Raw genomic sequence first — 18,164 nt, forward strand, 5'->3', positions numbered from 1 at the left:
AAGCAACGCTGCGTTCCTCCGGGGATGGCTGGTGCTGGAGCGCAAACTGATCATACTTGCCCGAAAGCGCGTATGAAGAAACCACAAGGAGAGCCGCGTGAAGGGGAATAACGTTTTTGCTATGCGACATATCTGGTTGCATGCATTTGTGCTGCTAATCATTTCTATTTCAGAACTGATAGGTATCCAAAAATTATCCATCGGTATTGGTGCTGTCATCTTTTTGCCTATGCTTTACGCATTTGCTTTAGGTGTCGTATTTAATCCCAACATTCTTAAGGTAACTGGCAAAGTCCTCAAGTCAGATTCAGTTAAGCTTTCCGGGACCATGATCACTATTGCCATTATGCCGTTTATTGCCAAGTTTGGTACGACGGTTGGCCCGCAGATTGAGAATATCATTGCTGCCGGTCCCGCTCTGGTTCTACAGGAAATTGGCAACTTAGGCACCATTGCAGTGGCCTTCCCGATTGCAGTTTTTGTCCTGCGTATGGGACGCGAAACTGTGGGTGCGACCTATTCCATCGACCGTGAGCCGAATCTGGCTTTGATCGCCGATAAATACGGCCTTGACAGTCCTGAAGGCGCCGGTGTGATGGGCGTGTATGCGACCGGTACTTTAATTGGCACATTCGTTTTCGCGCTGCTGCCACCAATCGTTCACAGCTTCGGGCTGTTTGATTTTCGCGCGCTTGCCATGTCATGCGGAGTCGGCTCAGGCAGCATGCTCGCCGCCTGTACAGGCGGGTTGGTCAACGTTATTCCCGAACAGAAGGATCTGATCCTGGCTTTGGCTGCAGCCAGCAATATTCTCACTTATGCGACGGGCCTTTATGTCGGTTTGTTTGTGGCGCTGCCCTTGACGGAATGGCTCTATAAGAAGTGCCGTCCTGAAGAATATCGCGATGCTGCGTAAGGGGATGATGAGATGACTTCCAATTCAATGAAGAATAAAATCGACACTCTTACCCTGTCTGTCGAGACGACTGATGAGCGTAAGATCGATATAGTCGAAAATGCATTGCTGCTTATAATCGCCTGTTTTCTCGGGTTGGTTGCCAACTGGATCGGCAGCGGCATTACGCCGGTGCAAGCTCTGCCTGGCATGGCAATCCTTTATGCAGCTTCCATATTTGGTTTGATACTGGCCCGCTTCATGCCGTTTTATTTGCCAAGCGTTGCCTGGGTTTCGCTCATCGCCATCATCATAACGATTCCGGGCGTACCGGGAGCTGATTACGTTGTGGCCAAAGTCGCAGACCTGAACTTTCTGGCACTGGCGACGCCGGCACTTGCCTATGGTGGTTTGGCACTGACTCGTAATGAGTTTCAGATTGCTCGGCGCTCAGGCTGGAAGATCGTTATCGTCGCTATTTGCGTGATGATCGGAACTTATCTCGGTTCGGTTATTGTCGCTGATCTGACATTGCGTATAACAGGTTAAATGGTTTCCGGGGCAGGTGAACAAACCTGCCCCGGTGCATTGCCTCACATAGGGAATATTCATATGGTTGGTTTTCTGACAGAAGCCGATATCGTGGAAGCGCTTACATGGCGGCATGATTTGCACCGCCATCCTGAACTGAGCTTCGAGGAAAACCGAACAGCCAGATTCATTGCCGATAAGCTCTTGCTGTGGGGCTTTGCTGTCAGGACGGGCTATGCACGAACAGGCGTTATTGGTAGCTTGACGCGCGGAACATCCAAGCGCGCCATTGGTATCCGTGCTGATATGGATGCATTGCCAATTGTTGAGAAAAGTGGCGTGGCTCACTCCTCGCAGACGACAGGAAAGATGCACGCCTGTGGACATGATGGGCATGTAACGATGGCTCTCGCCGCAGCCAAGGCAATCAGTGGGCTCGAATTTGACGGCACAGTGCATTTCATCTTTCAGCCAGCAGAAGAAAACGAAGGCGGTGGCCGCGAGATGGTTCGCGAGGGGCTGTTCACAGATTTTCCCGTTGACGCCATTTATGGTTTGCATAACTGGCCAGCGCTTGATGTCGGTACATGTGTAGCGCGTGACGATGCCATGATGGCGGCGTTTGGTACGTTTGAGATCGAAGTCATTGGCAAGGGTGCGCACGGAGCAATGCCGCATGAAGGTGCTGACCCAGTGGTTGCGTCAGCTCAGATCGTCACTGCGTTGCAAACCATTGCCAGTCGTAACGTATCACCGCTTGAATCTGCTGTGGTTTCGGTGACGCAGATACATGGTGGTGATGCGTGGAACGTCATCCCCGAGAGCATGATCATCCGTGGAACTACACGCTGGTTTTCCTCTGAAGTTGGGGGCACGATTTCTCGTCGTATGCAAACACTGGCAGCGTCGATTGCAGAGGGTTTCGGATGTATGGCGCGTCTCACATATGAAGAACGCTATCCATCAACAATCAATACGGCTGAGAATGCTCACAAGATACGTGAACTGGCCGCTTCGCGTGATCTCGGACTTAAGGTGCTGGATGTGGCGCCAAGTATGGCTGCAGAAGATTTCGCGTTCATGCTTCAGGAAAGGCCGGGTTGTTATTTCTGGCTTGGCAGCCGCCGCGATGGAGATAATCCGGGCCTGCATTCGCCATATTACGATTTCAACGATGCGCTTTTGCCGATAGGGGCTAATTTCTGGATCAAGCTGGTCGCAACTGAACTGTCTCCGGAGTAATGATCGTGTTGACCAACGGTGGCTGCTGAGCAACATACCGGTATGCAAACGCTCGACGCTAAAGAATTACGTATGTTCATAGCGGTGGTTCGGATCGGTTCGATCCGGGGTGCTGCCGAACACATGAACGTCGCGCCTTCGGTGGTGAGCCGCCAGATTGCGGATACAGAACGCAATATCGGCTTGCCGTTGTTTGAACGCAACGCGCGTGGCATGGCTTTGACCGAAGCGGGTGAACTGGTTCTTGAGCATAGCAGGCGGGTTCTTGAAGAAAGCAGTCTTTTGACGGAGCAATTAGGCCTCCTCAAAGGTGTGCAACAGCGGCGTGTCCGCATCCTGTGCGGAGAGGGGTTTCTGGCCGATGTACTTGAGTATGGACTTGGCTCTTTTGTAAAAGTTTACCCCGACGTTCAGTATGATCTGCAACTTGGAAGTACCGAAAGCGTTCTCGACGGTATCGCCAATAGCGATGCTGATATTGGGATTGCTTATAATCCGCTGATGGATACGCGGGTTCGTTCGCTGGCTATTTCACGGCAGCCGCTGTGTGTGGTGACACCGCCTGAGCACCCATTGCTGAAAAAAGACCGATTGCATCTTGCTGACTGTGCAGGCTTGCCCAATGCGCTTTTGCGTCCGGGACACGGCATCACCCAATTGGTAACGCGGGTTGCTGCTGATAGTGGTTTTGCTGTTGCTCCAATGGTGGAAACAACATCAATCGATGTCCTTCGACGGTTTGTCATTGCCGGCCTTGGCATATCTTTTCTGCCTCGCTTCGCAGTTTCTACTGAACTTGCGCGCGGAGCGGTTGGGGTACGCGAATTGTCGGACCCCCCATTGGCTGAGGCGAGTGCGCATTTGATGGTGCGCGCGCGTCGTCGCCTGCCGCTTTCGGTTGAACGTCTTAGCGGTTTCCTCGCTGGCAGCATGGCCGCATTTAGGTAAATAGTTTTTCCACTGTTGCTTGCCGCGGGACGCTGCGTTGTCCGCAATCCGTCTATGCGCTGTCCCGCATAGGTGCGAGCCTTCTTCCATCGAATTTTGACTGGCTCCGGCTGGTTTGGTGAAAGATGGAGGTACGGAATGTCGCTACAAGAAAAATCGGTGATTGGCGTTGTGGGCCTCGGCAGTATGGGGCTGGGCATGGCGCAGACGCTAGCGGCGAAAGGGTTTGCGACGCTGGGTTTTGATTTGTCTGCCGAACGTAAGGCACTGGCGGAAAAGGCGGGTGTAACGCCGTCTGACACGCTGGGCCTCCTGTTTGAGAAGTCGAACTTTCTTGTTTTCTCCCTACCGACGGCACGCGATGTTGAAAACGTCGTCAATGCGCATAGCCATTTGTTGCGCGGTGCTGATCGCGGTCGGGTGATCATCATAGACACTTCCACATCCGAACCCGATGTAAGCCGCGCGCTTGCGGCCAAGCTTGATGCCATGGAACATGGGTTCCTTGATGCGCCCGTCAGCGGTGGACCGGCTGGTGCGGCCTCAGGTAAATTGACCATGATGATTGGTGGCAGCGATGCCAATCTGGCGCTCGCTCAGCCCGTGATCGAAACCATGGCTGCCAAAGCACTGCATGTCGGCCCAAGCGGTGCAGGTAATGTCGCAAAGCTCGTCAATAATCTGTTGGCGGCCGCGCATATGGTGACCACCAGCGAGGGGCTGAAACTGGCGCTTGCTGCCGGGATAAGTCCGGAATCCGCATTGCGCGTGCTGAATGCTGCATCAGGGAAGTCTATGATAAGCGAGGTTCATTTCCCGACCTGGGTAATGAACGAAAGGTTCGACAGCGGCTTTTCGATGGGGCTGATGCGTAAGGATGTTCGTCTTGCACAGGAAATGGCTGCGCGAACTGGTGCGGGAAACCCGCTGACTTCAGTGGTGGCCAAGCTTTGGGCCGATGCTGATCACCTAAAAGACAGTGACGACTTCACCCGCATGGGTTCGTTTCAGCCTGAAACCTCCAAATAAAGAGCAGCATAATGACCCATCCAATTGATCCACAGGCACAGGCCGCACGCATCTCAGAGATTTTCAGAAGCTTCTTTCCGGCAGGGGAAATCGGCAGTTTTGTAAATGGCGAGATCGTCAAAGGCACTGGTGCTGAGCAGAATTTAACCGATCCCGCGACCGGTAAGATTTTTGCTTCGTTTAATGATGCAGACCAATCAACCATCAATGCCGCGATGGACGGTGCTGCCCGCGCTCAGAAAGAGTGGATGTCGCTGACGGCGTCAGCACGAGGTCGTGTGATGAATGAAATCGCCCGACGTATTCGTGAACATGCCCCTTTGATTGCGGAATTAGAAAGCCGTTCGGCTGGTCGTCCAATCCGCGACATCCGTGGCGAGGCTGTGCGCGTTGCTGAAATGTTTGAATATTATGCCGGTTGGTGCGACAAGCTTTACGGCGATGTCATTCCTGTACCGAGCAGCCATCTCAATTATACGCGTCACGAGCCAATCGGTATTGTTACGCAGATTACTCCATGGAACGCACCACTCTTCACCGGCGGTTGGCAGATCGCGCCCGCCATTTGTGCCGGCAACGGCGTCGTAATCAAACCTTCTGAACTAACACCTCTTTCGACGCTCATTCTTGGTTTAATGTGCGAGGAGGGCGGAACGCCGCGCGGACTAGTCAACGTTATTGCTGGTGGGGGACCAACCGCGGGGCAGGCTGCAGTTTCGCATCCGCGCACAGGCCTCGTGGTTTTTGTTGGTTCGGCACAGGCAGGTTCTGCCATTGCAGCAACGGCAGCCAAAAATGTGGTCCCTTGCATTCTCGAACTCGGTGGAAAATCGGGCAATATTGTATTTCCGGATGCGAATATCGAGCGCGCAATTATTGGCGCTCAGTCAGCAATCTTTAGTGGGGCTGGGCAGAGCTGCGTTTCGGGCTCTCGTTTGCTGGTGCATCGCTCCATCCATGAGCAGTTTGTGGAACGCTATGCTGATGCCGCTAACCGCATTGTTGTCGGAGATCCCTATGACGACAACTCGCATATAGGCCCGATCAACAACGAACGCCAATGGACTAAGATTGATCAGATGGTGCGTGAGGGCGTAGCAGACGGCGCTGTTCTTGCGTCCGGTGGCAAAAAACCCGAACAGCTGGAGGAAACAGGCGGTTATTATTACGCCCCGACGATCCTCGATCAGGTACATCCAGCAATGGCGATCGCGCGAGAAGAAGTGTTCGGTCCAGTAGTTGCCGTGATGCCTTTCGATGACGAAGCAGAAGCGATTGCTCTTGCCAATGACAACCCATATGGACTGGCTGGTGCTGTGTGGACAGAAAATGTAGCTCGGGCGCATCGTGTCGCAGCAAATGTGCGGGCAGGCACCTTCTGGATCAATGGCTATAAAACCATTTCGGTCATGTCCCCGTTTGGCGGCTTCGGCCGCAGTGGTTACGGGCGCTCAAGTGGAAAGGATGCGCTCATGGCCTACACACAAGCCAAAAGCATCTGGGTTGAAACGGCAGAATACCCTGCCGTGACTTTTGGATATTCGCCGGAAACTTAAACGCACGCACCAATATTCATCTATCGGTAAAGGTAATGATAAAGCGTATCTGGCCAACACAGAACGCTTTATCATCATCCCGAATTTTGATTTGGATCGTGTTATAAACTCCCTATTTTGCGCCAGTTGAGTAAATCTTGCAAACAACCGGTCGCATAATCAGGTCATTTACTTTCCACTGAATACGACGACATGTTGGATTGGGATGGAACGGGTTGCCATCAGATCAGGTGCGTGTTCAGCTCGTGGCAATTGATGTGCAAGCTGCGAGGGCAGCTTTTTACCGGCTTGTGATTAATTCAGCTGCTTTCTCTGCAATCATGATCACTGGTGAATTGGTGTTGCCGGACACGATTTTTGGCATGATCGATGCATCGACAATACGCAATCCATCTATTCCGCGGACCCGGAGTTCATTATCCACAACTGAACGCTCATCGTTTCCCATCTTACAGGTTCCCACCAGATGGAAAATTGTGGTCGCTATGTCTCCAGCACGTTGAACCAACTCGTCATCACTTTGATACTGATTACCTGGAAGCACTTCGAACGGCTGATATTTGGCAAGCGTTTTTGTTACCATCAGATTGCGCGCGTGACGAATGGATCGAGCTGCGATCAGTTGATCTCCAATGGTAGAGAGATAATTGGGTTTGATATCAGGGGAAAGTTCCATGTCCGGCCCTGCAATATGAACTGAGCCTCGGCTTTCAGGGCGCAAATTGCAAACAGAGACCGTCACAGCCGGGTAACGATGCAATGGCTCACCCAGACGGTCTGTGCTTAGTGGCTGAATGTGATATTCAAGATCCGGAGTTTGAAGCGAGGCATCACTTTTTGCAAAAATCCCGAGCTGGCTTGGTACCATTGAAAGCGGACCAGAACGGTGAAAAGCATATTGCAGCCCCATACCTGCCCGCTTGAAAAGATTATGATAAAGCTGGTTCAGTGTTTTCGCACCTTCGATACGAAATACAGTACGGATTTGGAGATGATCCTACAAATTCTCACCAACACCGAATAGGGCATGTTTGGGCCGAATGCCCAGTTTGTTAAGAATTTCGGGGTTGCCTATGCCTGATAGCTCAAGGATTTTGGGTGAGTTAATTGCTCCGGCAGACAGAATAATTTCCCTTTTCGTCGTCGCAACACATGAATTTCCATTTTTGCGGAAGCGAATACCCGTCGCGCGTTTGTCTTTGAGTTCAAGCTGCTCAACTTCGGCTTCGGTAATCACCCGTAGATTAGATCTTTTCATTGCAGGGCGAAGAAAGGCTTTCGTCGTATTCCAGCGGACGCCCCCCCTTTTGATTGACTTCAAAATAGCCCGAGCCTTCATTGTCGCCACTATTGAAATCATCAGTTTTTGGAAGTCCTATTTCTTCTGCGGCATCGCGAAATGCATCCAAAATAGGCCACGAAACTCGTTGCTTCTCTACGCGCCATTCACCACCAGCACGATGCAAGGGCGTATTCCCGCGATAATTGTCTTCTGATTTGAGAAAATATGGCAATACATCGTCCCAGCCCCATCCCTTATTACCAGCCTGTTTCCAGCCATCATAATCGGCAGCCTGTCCGCGCATATAAATCATGCCGTTGATCGATGAGCAGCCTCCGAGCACTTTGCCACGCGGGTATGCAAGTGAGCGACCATTGAGGCCAGCCTCGACTTGTGTTCTCATCATCCAATCTGTGCGAGGATTACCCATACAGTAAAGATACCCTATCGGGACATGTACCCAATGATAGCGATCATTTTTGCCTGCCTCGAGCAATAGGACACGATTCTGGGGGGTAGCCGATAATCGATTGGCCAGAACACAGCCCGCAGTCCCCGCACCAACAATGATGAAATCGTAAGTGCCTTCATCTTTCAGAGATTGATCGACACTGCTTTTCACGCCGCTTCCTCCGTCGCCATTGGATCTATTGCGGCCATGCGCTTCCATATTGGCGCCATTGCATCAGCAATATCGCAGTAAAATTGATAGCGGCGGGCATAATGTGCCGTGCGCAACTCATCGGGCTGATAGTTGCGCTCGCTACGAACCATTGCATTGGCACCGGCTTCAAAATCTGCAAAGATTCCAACCGATGTCCCGGCAGCGATGGCCACACCTAGTGCTCCCGTTTGGTGAGAATGAGCTACCGTGACAGGCACGCCCAACACGTCGGCAAATATTTGTGGCCAGAGCAAGCTGCGCGAACCGCCACCGGAAATCACGGCTTCACTAAAATCCACACCAGCAAGACGCAATGTTTCAATATGCTGACGATGACCAAAAGCCACACCTTCTAAGATCGCTCGGATCAGATGACCTTTTGTATGCCATCCGGCAACGCCGTAAAATCCAGCCCGCGCATTTCCGTTTTGCTGCGCACCATATAGAAACGGATGGTAGATCGGATCACTGGCAGCAGGCTCAATGGCCCCAGCCAGCTCGCAACAGATATCAAACGGGGAGCGATGATCAGAGTGCTCGTCGTGAAAAAACTCGCGAACCAGCCATTCCAGATTAGCTGCCGATGTCGCACTGGACTCAATTGCCATAAATCGCTCGCGGTCAAAAGTCGATGACATGAAGACCGGGTTTTTGAGAACTGGTTTGTCAGTAACGACCTGATTAATGCTCCACGTGCCGACAATGATAGATGCCGCATTGGTTCGGGTTACGCCTGAACCAATGGCTGAAGCAACGACATCAAAAAGTCCGCCAATAACCGGCGTACCAACTGCAAGGCCGGTTTGCTCTGCGGCGCTTTCGGAGATCGTTCCGGCGATATCCGCACTTTCAATCAGAGGTGGCAGCAAGTCCAGGCAATCACCAAGACCGTACGCACACATTAAGTCGTGATCATATTGTCGTTTGGCAACGTTGAGTAAGCCGCTGCCGGCCATATCGGACATCTCGCTAACCCGCTGTCCGGTCAGCCTATTGACGATGAAATCCTTGCAGAAAAAAACTGTCCCGATTTTAGCAAAGAGTTCCGGGCGATTATGCTTGATCCATGCAAGCAGTGTTGGGGTCTGCGAAGCCCAAGGGCGCTGGAGCGAAATCGGATAGGTGCGATCACCCACGTTTGCGGATTGCCATTCATCAACAAGATCTGCGGCGCGCGTATCCAGCGATTGGATGGCCAGCAACGGCTCGCCTTCACGATCGAGTGTATAAAGTCCGTTTCCATGTCCGGCACATCCTATAGCGGAAATTTGCGTTGGGCATATGCCAGCATCAATGACTGCCTGTTTAATCACCGCACGGGCATTCGCCCATAGCTCTGTCAGCCCGCGCTCCACATGGCCCGGATGCGGCATACGGCTATGACCTTCCTGCGCAACGGATGCAATTTCATTGCCCTTTAAGTCGAAGATTACAGCCTTGATGACGGTGTTACCGGCATCTAGTCCTAAAAGATACTCTCCCAAACTGAACCCCTCCCAAGGTCGTGTTCTAATTTTGACCTTGCTGGTAAAGAGCGTAAGCATCTTCACCATTTGCATCGTCGTGGATGATTGCCATCAGCCCGCGCACTACAGCGGCAGGATTGGCATGCTGGTAAATGTTGCGTCCATAAACCATACCGACTGCACCCTGCTGCATCAGAGCTGCGGACTTTTCAAACACCGCACGCAAATCTTCCTTGCCACCGCCACGTACCAGAACGGGACAACGTGCGGCTTCTACTACTCGGTGAAAATCTTCCGCATTGGTTGTCGGATCGGCTTTGATGATATCTGCACCCATTTCGCGGGCAAGTCTTGTCAGCGTGACGATTTTATCGGCATCACCGTCAACCATATATCCGCCGCGCTCCGTCACGGGTTGCATCACCAATGGTTCAATCATCAACGGCATACCATATTTATCGCAATCAGCGCGTACACGCGCAATATTTTGCACGCATTGACGGAAAAGGTCGGGCTCATCGGGCACCATAAACAAATTGACCACCACGCACGCGGCATCCATTTTGATGGCACCGATCAGTGGTTCAGCATCATTCTGCAATACTGCCCACATGGCGCGGTGGCGGATATGATTATATGGGTTACCCATATCTATCCGCATTACCAAGGCCGGTTTATCCTTTCCCTGCACATCTTGCAGTAGATCAGCCTGACCGTAGTTCATCTGAATGGCATCCGGTGCTGCTCTGATCAGAGCTTTCACGATCGCTTCCATATTTTCAAGCCCATCTAAAAAAGATGGCTCGTTGCAAACACCGTGGTCGATGGCCACATCGAGGCAGCGCCCGCCGTCAAAAAGGCGGTTCATTCGTACTTTAGAATTACTAGGCATGATCTAATTCCTGTTTGTTTCTGTCGATAAGGATGTCGAGGCCAACATTATGACGCTCGTTGAGAAGAGTGAAAAACCGGCTGCGCTCAGCAGCGTTCTGTGTCGGCGACCAGTGCTTATCTTGTGCCAGCAGACCAAGCGTGGCATCTGCCATGTTAAGGGATAGTTGCCCGCTGATCGCCAATGTGGTGCGGCGCAATAAAAGATCATCAAGATGTTCAACTGCTTCATGTCTGATCAGATAGCGCAATTCGCGGACGGAATATTCCCGACATGGAAGTGGCTGATCTGGCTCCTGCGCTATGAACTCCGCTATTATACAAGCGTCGGTCCCATAGCGTTGGAAAAGCTCTTCTATTCGCGCTTGCGGCAAACCCGTTTTTGAGGCCAATTCTATAGCCCACGCTTCTGGCTTTGTTGGATAATGCCGCCCACCGCCAATAGCGCGATCGGTTGTTTCCACACGGCGCGGCTTTTTGAGGCGCTGCAAAATTAAATCGGCTGCTAATTCTCCAAAAGAACGAAATGTTGTCCATTTTCCACCGATCATGCATAGGACAGGTGGGTTACCCTCTGTGGATTCAATAAACGTGCAGTAATGCTCGCGTGGTACGCGGCCCGTGAAATTGTCTTTACTGGCGGGCAGAGGTCTCACACCGGAAAACTGAAACACAATGTCATGCGGCTTGATTTTGATATCGGGCAGCACAAACGCTAGTGATTGAAGGATATAATCTCTCTCATCAGGAGCGCATATAGCTTCTTCTGGATTATCGATACGGATATCAGTCGAGCCGACAAGCACCTTGCCCAGATATGGAAACAGGATGCAAATGCGCCCGTCTTCATTCTCATAGTAAAGCATGTGATTGCCAAGTGCTTGTAGCAGTTTGGCATTGTCAATAATCAGATGGGATCCTTTTGTGCCACCCATCAGCGGAGAGACATGTGACGTTTCAGGTAAAAGGCTTTTATTGGCTATGTCGATCCAGCCACCTGTAGCGTTGATAATCACGGTTGGCTCTATGGTTATCAATCCCGCGTTGATGTGATCCCGAATGACAAAACCGCTGGTGCCATTGTTCTGCAATTCAGCGTAATTGAGCGCCCGGGCATGTGAGCCCGCCGACAAGCCGTCCTTCAAAAGTTCGAGACCAATACGTTCAGGCTGTTTGACCCAAGCATCATAATAGGTGGCAGAGCTTTTGGTGGAAGGATTTAGTGCTGGCCATTTATCAAGCGTCGCTCGTCTGCCGCGAAAACTGTGCTTGGGCATAAGCGCTCGTTTACGCGTCAGAAAATCGTAAATACTCAAACCCGCTTTAACGACAATCGCCCCTCTTCGGCTTGGTTTGCGGCTCAAACCAAGAAAACGCACAATACTATTTGCCAACCCCGAAAAGATACCAAACACAGGTACAGTTGTTGGAAGTGGATGAACCAGATGTGGCGCGTTGCGCAACAGCCGATCACGCTCGGCGAGGGACTCTTTTACGAGACCAAACTCGCCATTTTCGAGATATCGCAGGCCGCCATGCACCATGCGTGAGAGAGCCGCACTGGCACCTGAGCAGTAATCGTGCTTCTCAACAAGCACCACGGATAGGCCTTGAAGCGCCAGCTCGCGGAACACACTGATCCCATTAATGCCACCACCAACAACGCACACGTCTACCTTCGGACTTTCATGAAGTCCGTTCATTATTTCTTCACGGGTCATGATCGTTCCGTTATTGGTCCAGTTTAATCAGCTTTGCTGCAATAGCGGTGTCGATGGTATCAAGATCGTGCCGATCGAGCCTGATTGTGCCTGCCTTTGCATTCTCCAGTGCTTGCACAGGATTGCGCGCTCCGCATAGGGCAAATGTCACTCCCGGCTGTGCCAGTGTCCAGGCGATCACGATCTGTGCAATACTCGCATGATGCTTATTAGCAACCACATGGATGTCTTCTGCAAATGTTCGGATTTTCAAACGGTTGTCTTTGGAAAACCGTGGGTTATCTTTGCGCTGATCATCCCCTGAGAAAATTCGCTCAGCATGCATGGTTCCTGCAAGCAGACCAAGTGCCAAAGAGGAATAGCTCAAGATTGAAACATTATTTGCCTTCGTCAATGGCAAAAGCTCCGCTTCAATATCCCTGTCTATCATACTGAACTTCTCTTGAACTGCATCAAGATATCCGGTTGTAATATAGGCGCTCAACTCATCTGCATTGACATTACTGGCACCAATTGCGCGAATTTTTCCGGAAGTACGCAAATCTTCAAGCGCACGCACGGTTTCATCGATAGGCGTGGTGGGGTCTTGCCAATGGGTAATATAGAGGTCAATATAGTCTGTACCGAGCCGTCGCAGGCTGTCCTCGACCTCCTGCATAATTGCATCTCGTCCGAGATAGCGATGTACAGGCTGAGAGCCTTGATCAAAAAAATACTGACCTTTTTGTGTATGCCAGACGAGACCACATTTGGTGGCGATTACCGCTTTATCACGCCGCCCTTTGAGAGCTTTGCCAACAATCTCTTCAGAGCGGCCAAGCCCATAGGCTGGGGCTGTATCAATCAGCGTCACTCCAGCATCAAGCGAGGCCTGAATGGCAGCAACGGACTCCCGCTCATCGGTGCCGCCCCACATCCAGCCGCCAATGGCCCATGTTCCAAGCCCGACAGCAGAGGCCTCAACACCTGATTTTCCGATTGCGCGTGTTAATTGTGTATGGCTCATCCCCGTGCCCCCTCTGCGCCTGCTATGTCCAAAATACGTTGTCCGGTGGCCTCATCCGTAATCAGCACATCCAGATGATTGCCGCGTAAAATGCTTAAAATCGGCCATGCTTTATTGGGTCCGCTTGCCAATCCGATTTTTGTTGGTATCGATTTGAACTCGTCGAGTTTGAGCGATACCAATGAACCATTCAGGCTATAGCTGCATACACGGCCATGATCGTCTAGCAGATGTGCAAGCAGTTCACTGCGGGCGCCGGAGCGTTCAATTGCATCTCGATCCATACTGGAAGACGGATGCAGATCGTAATAGCTGGAATCGTCAGTCAAAATGGAACCAATGCCGACAACGGCAATGTTTGCCTCTTTGGCGCGGTTAAACACATCAGCCACGGAACGCATATTCATCAGCATCGCACATTCAACCGGACTGTCTGCAAACAGCGGCGCGTGAATTTGGTATGCGCGACCACCAAGTTTATCGGCCATAAGGGTCGCGACATGGTTTACATCGGTATAGTGCTTGCCTTGTACGCATCCGGTCAATGGGATTACGTCAACATCAAAGCTACGGGGTGTCTGTAAGCCGGCAACGACTGCACTCACCCCTTTGCCGCCCGTAATGCAAATCGTATCGCCATCGGTGATTACTTCGACCAACAGACGTGCGGCTGCTTCCCCTACAGCCTGAAGTGCCGTTTGCGGATTGTCAGAAACAGTCGGCACAACAATAGCCCGCCGAATTCCACCTAATGCCAACAAGCGCTCTTCCATATCGACCAGTGGCTCAATGGGCGAAGTGATCTTAATCTCCACTAAACCCAATTGGCGTCCGCGTTTGATCAATCGATTGACTGTTGGTTGCGAAATGCCTAGTCGTTCTGCGATCTGTCCTTGTGTCAATCCTTCTATAAAATGCAGGACTAGAGCCTGATGCATCTGGCGTGCAATTACAATTTCTTCGCGCGGGGCGGTGACAGTTTTGGGCTTCATCCGGACAACACTCATAATCAAGCCGCCTTTCGCTTATGGAGAAAATGGTCGATTGAAACGGCAGCGAGAAGAATGCAGCCTTTTATCATGTCCTGCCAATAGACAGACACATCCAGCAATACCAGCGAGCTTGTAACTAAAGAAAGCAATGCAATACCTAGGATCGCTCCAAGAATGGTTCCTGAACCACCATTCAAAGATGCGCCACCAATCACTGCCGCAGCGATAATATTCAGTTCCATGCCAACACCAAATGTAGGGGTGGCAGCGCCGAAACGCGACATGTAGATAACACCGGCGACACCGGCAAGCGTTGAGCAAAGCACAGTGACCCAGAATTTAACCTGATTGGTTTTAATGCCGGAATACAACGCGGCTTTCTCATTGCTGCCCGTGTAAAACACTTTGCGAAAAGCAGTTGCACGGCGCAGCAGAAAATCAAACAACATCACGATCATCACAAAAATGACGATGACATAAGGTACCCCATAAAAGTTGCCCTGTCCGATCATTTTGAAGCTTGGGGGCAATGTGAATAGTGAAAGCGGTGTGCCTTTGGTAATAATCAAGCACAGGCCACGCACAATCACCATTGCGGCGAGTGATGTGATGAAATGATTGAGCCCCACAACGGTCACAAAAAATCCCATTACACAGCCGATCAACCCGCTGGCAAAAATACCTATGAGAGATGCGGTCCATGGGTCCAAACCCGCAAGAAACAATGAGCCTGATAGCACCATTGCGAAGCAGACGACCGATCCGACCGAAAGATCAATGCCGCCAACAATCAGCAGAATTGTCATGCCTACAACGACAATGCCTTCGACTGAGAAACTCATCAGCATGGCGCGAAAATTGCCAAAGGTGAGGAAATGAGGAGATACGAAACTCATGGCAATACATAGAACGAGAATGATCGCTATCAAGCCCGCCTCGCGCATTGTGGCAAGGCGTTTCCACGGTAATCTGCGATGATTGTTTGCCGGCATCGTATCTACAGTCATTTGAGTGTTCCCTATTGTCTCTTTATGCAGCATGTTCTTTTGCATGCAGTGGTTGCTCAACTCGCAGACCCGATGCGAGCCGAATAATGGCTTCTTCCGTCATTTCATCTGCACTCAGTTCGCCAGCCACTGTTCCCTCGCGAATAACCAGGACGCGATCACAAAGACCCAACAGCTCTGGGAGTTCAGATGAAATGACAATAATTCCGATGCCAGAGTTCGCCAGTTCACGAAGCAACAAATGGATTTCCGACTTTGCGCCGACATCAATGCCTCGCGTGGGCTCATCCATCAAAATTATTTTGGGACGAACTGCGAGTTGCTTTGCTATCGCAACTTTTTGTTGGTTGCCGCCGCTTAAAGCAGAGACAGGCATATCCACGTTGCTCATTCTCACATTAAGGCGTTTTGAGAAATCACTCGCCAGCTGTTTTTCACTCTTTGCATCAATCAGACCAAACCGAGTGCTCAATGCCGCAAGGTTTAAAACTGAGATATTCTGCGCAATTGAGAGATCAAGAAAGATGCCGGAACCTTTCCGGTCTTCGGATAAATATACAATTCCAGCTTTCACTGCATCGGCATATTGTCTTATTGTCTGCTGTTGATCATTCAGGCGGATTTCCCCTTGGGTAATGGCTCGCAACCCACAAATACCTTCAGCGATTTCCGTTCTTCCCGAGCCGATCAAACCACCAATACCGAGGATTTCTCCGGGCATGAGGTCAAAGCTTACATTGGTAAATCGCTCGTCATCTCTAATATTCCGTATTGTTAACAATGGCTTGGTTGATCGCTCATCAGGATTTTGCTTTGATGGGTAAAGCTGAGTAATTTCACGCCCCACCATAAGTCGCACAATATCATCGGCAGTGACGTCCGCTATGTCTTCGGTTGAAACAAAGCAACCGTCGCGCAGAACTGTTACCCGATCACAGAGGCTAAAGATTTCAGCCATACGATGGCTGATATAGATGATGGAAATTCCTTGTGCTTTCAACTCGCGGATAATGTCGAATAGGATCTGCGTCTCTGCTTCAGTTAATGCCGCTGTAGGCTCATCAAAGATCAGAACTCGGCAATCCAGTGTTAGCGCCTTAGCGATTTCTACCAGTTGCTGACTAGAAATCGTGAGACTGCTAACTTTCTGTTGAACATCAATCGGGGCAAGCTGGTTCATGATCTTTTGTGCTTCTTGCTCCAATCTGCGATAGTTCATTAATACCGAACGACGGCGATTTGTCGTTGCCATGAAAATGTTTTCGGCAACGCTTGCATCAGGGCACAGCGCGATTTCCTGATGCACGAGGCCAATGCCAAGCGACTGCGCCACAGTTGGTGAGGGGATTTTAACTGGCACTCCGTCGATCAGAATTTCGCCGTCGTCGGGCTTCAAAATACCAGCAATGATATTCATCAGAGTTGATTTTCCAGCACCATTCTCGCCGCATACTGCATGAATTTCGCCTTTTTCCAAGGCAAAGTTCATGTTCGTCAGCGCCTTTACGGGACCAAACCGTTTGGTGACAGAACGGATTTTTAAGACTGACTTCAGCGTCAAGGTGCATCACTCCACGGATAGGTTTTTGGTTCTGGGGCACGATTTAGAGTGATTTTTCTATCCACTCTAAATCATTGTCCCTTACATTCGCAGAACACTAAACGCGTGTGACTTACTCTTCGATGCCTTTTGTACCGCGGCGTTTGAGATACTTATCCCAATAAAAATCATCTGCATTCGTAGCTGTAACGATGGACAATCCATTATCCACGAATGGAATACTCATCGGATTGGAACCAGCGCGTTTTGCATCATTCATGGGGTCGATCAGCTCAGGGTGCTTCGCAAACCAGAGCATCAGAAAGCCCATATAACCCTGCAAGCCCTGATTAGGATTGATCGAACCAAAAACTTCACCAGCCTTGATCATATCCAGAATATTGGCATTCACATCGGCACACATTACAAGAACTTTGCCACCGCTTTCCTTATTGGCTTGCGCAGCACCAATGGCCGAATTTGCTTCTGGCATAAATACGGCATTAAGATTGGGATTAGCCTGGATAATACTCATCAGCGCCTGATAAGCTTTGGTTGGGTCTTGATTGGATGCGGCCCTACCAACCAGTTTCATGTTCGGCCATTTTTCCTTCATCCGTGCGGTAAATGCTGCCACGCGCTTATCATGATTATCCTGACCGGGATTCTCAAGCACCGCATATTCGCCTTTGCCGCCCAATTTTTCAGCAATAGCATCAGCGGCATAAGTGCCTTCGCGCGTATTGTCTGATGTGATGAAGGAAACCCGCTTGGAAAGTGGTGAATCTGCTGCAAAAGTAACCACTGCTGTTCCCTGATCAACCGCACGATTGATAGGTTCAATGAATGGATCTGAATTCATTGGGTGAACAAGGATGCCTGCTGGATTTTGGGCCAAGGCTTGGTCAAAACTAGCAATTTGCTTGTTAACATCATATTCCGGGGTGCCCGTGTAGGCAGTTTCGCAGCCAAACTGCTGACCGGCCTGTTTGAACATTTCATAGACTGGGAACCAATATTCAACCCCGGAAACCATTACGTTCATGACGTATTTTTCGCCCGGTTTGCAACGAAACGGATTCTCCGTTTCCGCATTTGCAGCGAATGTAAAAAGTGTAGATGCAAGAAATGTTAGTGCAGTCGTGCTTAGAAATTTGCGCAAAATTCCCCCTTTAGGGCCTTAAGCCCCTCCGTTGATGCGCGCCTTATATGGCGCCGCTATTCTTTATGAAGACCAGCACTCCTCCTCGAATGCTGATAGGGATAACTAAGCGCAAGATCCAAACGCTGTCAATATAATTCATATATTGAATAATAATTCATGGATTCAAGGTTATCACAAGGCATGGGGCATTCGCAGCGGCCAGCTACGCATCACCATATGGTTTGTATAA

14 protein-coding genes and 1 pseudogene are annotated in these 18,164 nt (G+C 50.6%); 6 read left to right on the forward strand and 9 right to left on the reverse strand.

Going from position 1 to position 18,164, the window contains the following annotated elements; all coding sequences use genetic code 11:
* The first annotated feature begins 121 nt into the window (after positions 1–121).
* The 6 genes from CES85_RS22140 (at position 122) to CES85_RS22165 (ending at position 6,201) form a co-directional block, all read left to right on the forward strand.
* The gene (locus CES85_RS22140; protein ID WP_095448026.1) at positions 122–916 is read left to right on the forward strand and encodes a DUF3100 domain-containing protein; all 795 of its coding nucleotides are present in this window, start codon (positions 122–124) and stop codon (positions 914–916) included.
* A 12-nt stretch (positions 917–928) separates the two neighbouring features.
* Positions 929–1,444: a hypothetical protein gene (locus CES85_RS22145; protein WP_095448027.1), complete on the forward strand. Its 516-nt coding sequence runs from the start codon at positions 929–931 to the stop codon at positions 1,442–1,444.
* Between the two features lie 63 nt (positions 1,445–1,507).
* A complete protein-coding gene (locus CES85_RS22150) occupies positions 1,508–2,668 on the forward strand; it encodes a M20 aminoacylase family protein (RefSeq protein ID WP_095448028.1) in 1,161 nt (386 codons plus the stop codon).
* Positions 2,669–2,740: 72 nt separating this feature from the next.
* Positions 2,741–3,616 carry a LysR family transcriptional regulator gene (locus CES85_RS22155; protein ID WP_244923354.1) on the forward strand — a complete coding sequence of 292 codons (876 nt, stop codon included), beginning with the start codon at positions 2,741–2,743 and terminating at the stop codon, positions 3,614–3,616.
* 96 nt (positions 3,617–3,712) lie between these two features.
* On the forward strand, positions 3,713–4,645 hold the full coding sequence (locus CES85_RS22160) for an NAD(P)-dependent oxidoreductase (protein WP_434063366.1): 933 nt from the start codon (positions 3,713–3,715) through the stop codon (positions 4,643–4,645).
* 11 nt (positions 4,646–4,656) lie between these two features.
* Positions 4,657–6,201 carry an aldehyde dehydrogenase family protein gene (locus tag CES85_RS22165; protein WP_095448031.1) on the forward strand — a complete coding sequence of 515 codons (1,545 nt, stop codon included), beginning with the start codon at positions 4,657–4,659 and terminating at the stop codon, positions 6,199–6,201.
* 280 nt (positions 6,202–6,481) lie between these two features.
* On the opposite strand, the pseudogene CES85_RS22170 reads toward CES85_RS22165, so the two are convergent.
* From CES85_RS22170 to CES85_RS22210, 9 genes and pseudogenes are all read right to left on the reverse strand, one after another.
* A pseudogene (locus CES85_RS22170) lies at positions 6,482–8,105 on the reverse strand (GMC family oxidoreductase).
* On the reverse strand, positions 8,102–9,631 hold the full coding sequence (locus CES85_RS22175; protein ID WP_095448032.1) for an FGGY-family carbohydrate kinase: 1,530 nt from the start codon (positions 9,629–9,631) through the stop codon (positions 8,102–8,104). Before CES85_RS22175 ends, CES85_RS22170 begins: the two are co-directional and overlap by 4 nt.
* A 25-nt stretch (positions 9,632–9,656) precedes the next feature.
* Complete coding sequence (locus CES85_RS22180) at positions 9,657–10,505, reverse strand: class I fructose-bisphosphate aldolase (protein WP_095448033.1); 849 nt, start codon at positions 10,503–10,505, stop codon at positions 9,657–9,659.
* Positions 10,498–12,225 (reverse strand): glycerol-3-phosphate dehydrogenase/oxidase, encoded by a 1,728-nt coding sequence (locus CES85_RS22185; RefSeq protein ID WP_095448034.1) that lies wholly within the window; start codon positions 12,223–12,225, stop codon positions 10,498–10,500. Before CES85_RS22185 ends, CES85_RS22180 begins: the two co-directional genes overlap by 8 nt.
* A gap of 10 nt (positions 12,226–12,235) precedes the next feature.
* Positions 12,236–13,231 carry an aldo/keto reductase gene (locus CES85_RS22190; protein ID WP_095448035.1) on the reverse strand — a complete coding sequence of 332 codons (996 nt, stop codon included), beginning with the start codon at positions 13,229–13,231 and terminating at the stop codon, positions 12,236–12,238.
* Positions 13,228–14,223 carry a sugar-binding transcriptional regulator gene (locus CES85_RS22195; protein ID WP_434063367.1) on the reverse strand — a complete coding sequence of 332 codons (996 nt, stop codon included), beginning with the start codon at positions 14,221–14,223 and terminating at the stop codon, positions 13,228–13,230. Before CES85_RS22195 ends, CES85_RS22190 begins: the two co-directional genes overlap by 4 nt.
* A 17-nt stretch (positions 14,224–14,240) precedes the next feature.
* Positions 14,241–15,230 carry an ABC transporter permease gene (locus CES85_RS22200; protein ID WP_095448037.1) on the reverse strand — a complete coding sequence of 330 codons (990 nt, stop codon included), beginning with the start codon at positions 15,228–15,230 and terminating at the stop codon, positions 14,241–14,243.
* A gap of 22 nt (positions 15,231–15,252) precedes the next feature.
* On the reverse strand, positions 15,253–16,791 hold the full coding sequence (locus CES85_RS22205; RefSeq protein ID WP_244923355.1) for a sugar ABC transporter ATP-binding protein: 1,539 nt from the start codon (positions 16,789–16,791) through the stop codon (positions 15,253–15,255).
* 112 nt (positions 16,792–16,903) lie between these two features.
* Entirely contained in the window at positions 16,904–17,932 is a 1,029-nt protein-coding gene (locus CES85_RS22210) for a substrate-binding domain-containing protein (protein ID WP_095448038.1), read from the reverse strand.
* Between the last annotated feature and the right edge of the window lie 232 nt (positions 17,933–18,164).

Origin of the sequence: Ochrobactrum quorumnocens (genome assembly GCF_002278035.1) — a bacterium.
GTDB lineage: Bacteria > Pseudomonadota > Alphaproteobacteria > Rhizobiales > Rhizobiaceae > Brucella > Brucella quorumnocens.

Coding starts and splice junctions, on each gene's coding strand:
- CES85_RS22190 (WP_095448035.1), bottom strand. CDS start 13,231: ATGAGCCATACACAATTAACACGCGCAATCGGAAAATCAGGTGTTGAG.
- CES85_RS22165 (WP_095448031.1), top strand. CDS start 4,657: ATGACCCATCCAATTGATCCACAGGCACAGGCCGCACGCATCTCAGAG.
- CES85_RS22155 (WP_244923354.1), top strand. CDS start 2,741: ATGTTCATAGCGGTGGTTCGGATCGGTTCGATCCGGGGTGCTGCCGAA.
- CES85_RS22200 (WP_095448037.1), bottom strand. CDS start 15,230: ATGACTGTAGATACGATGCCGGCAAACAATCATCGCAGATTACCGTGG.
- CES85_RS22195 (WP_434063367.1), bottom strand. CDS start 14,223: ATGAAGCCCAAAACTGTCACCGCCCCGCGCGAAGAAATTGTAATTGCA.
- CES85_RS22180 (WP_095448033.1), bottom strand. CDS start 10,505: ATGCCTAGTAATTCTAAAGTACGAATGAACCGCCTTTTTGACGGCGGG.
- CES85_RS22150 (WP_095448028.1), top strand. CDS start 1,508: ATGGTTGGTTTTCTGACAGAAGCCGATATCGTGGAAGCGCTTACATGG.
- CES85_RS22185 (WP_095448034.1), bottom strand. CDS start 12,225: ATGACCCGTGAAGAAATAATGAACGGACTTCATGAAAGTCCGAAGGTA.
- CES85_RS22145 (WP_095448027.1), top strand. CDS start 929: ATGACTTCCAATTCAATGAAGAATAAAATCGACACTCTTACCCTGTCT.
- CES85_RS22140 (WP_095448026.1), top strand. CDS start 122: ATGCGACATATCTGGTTGCATGCATTTGTGCTGCTAATCATTTCTATT.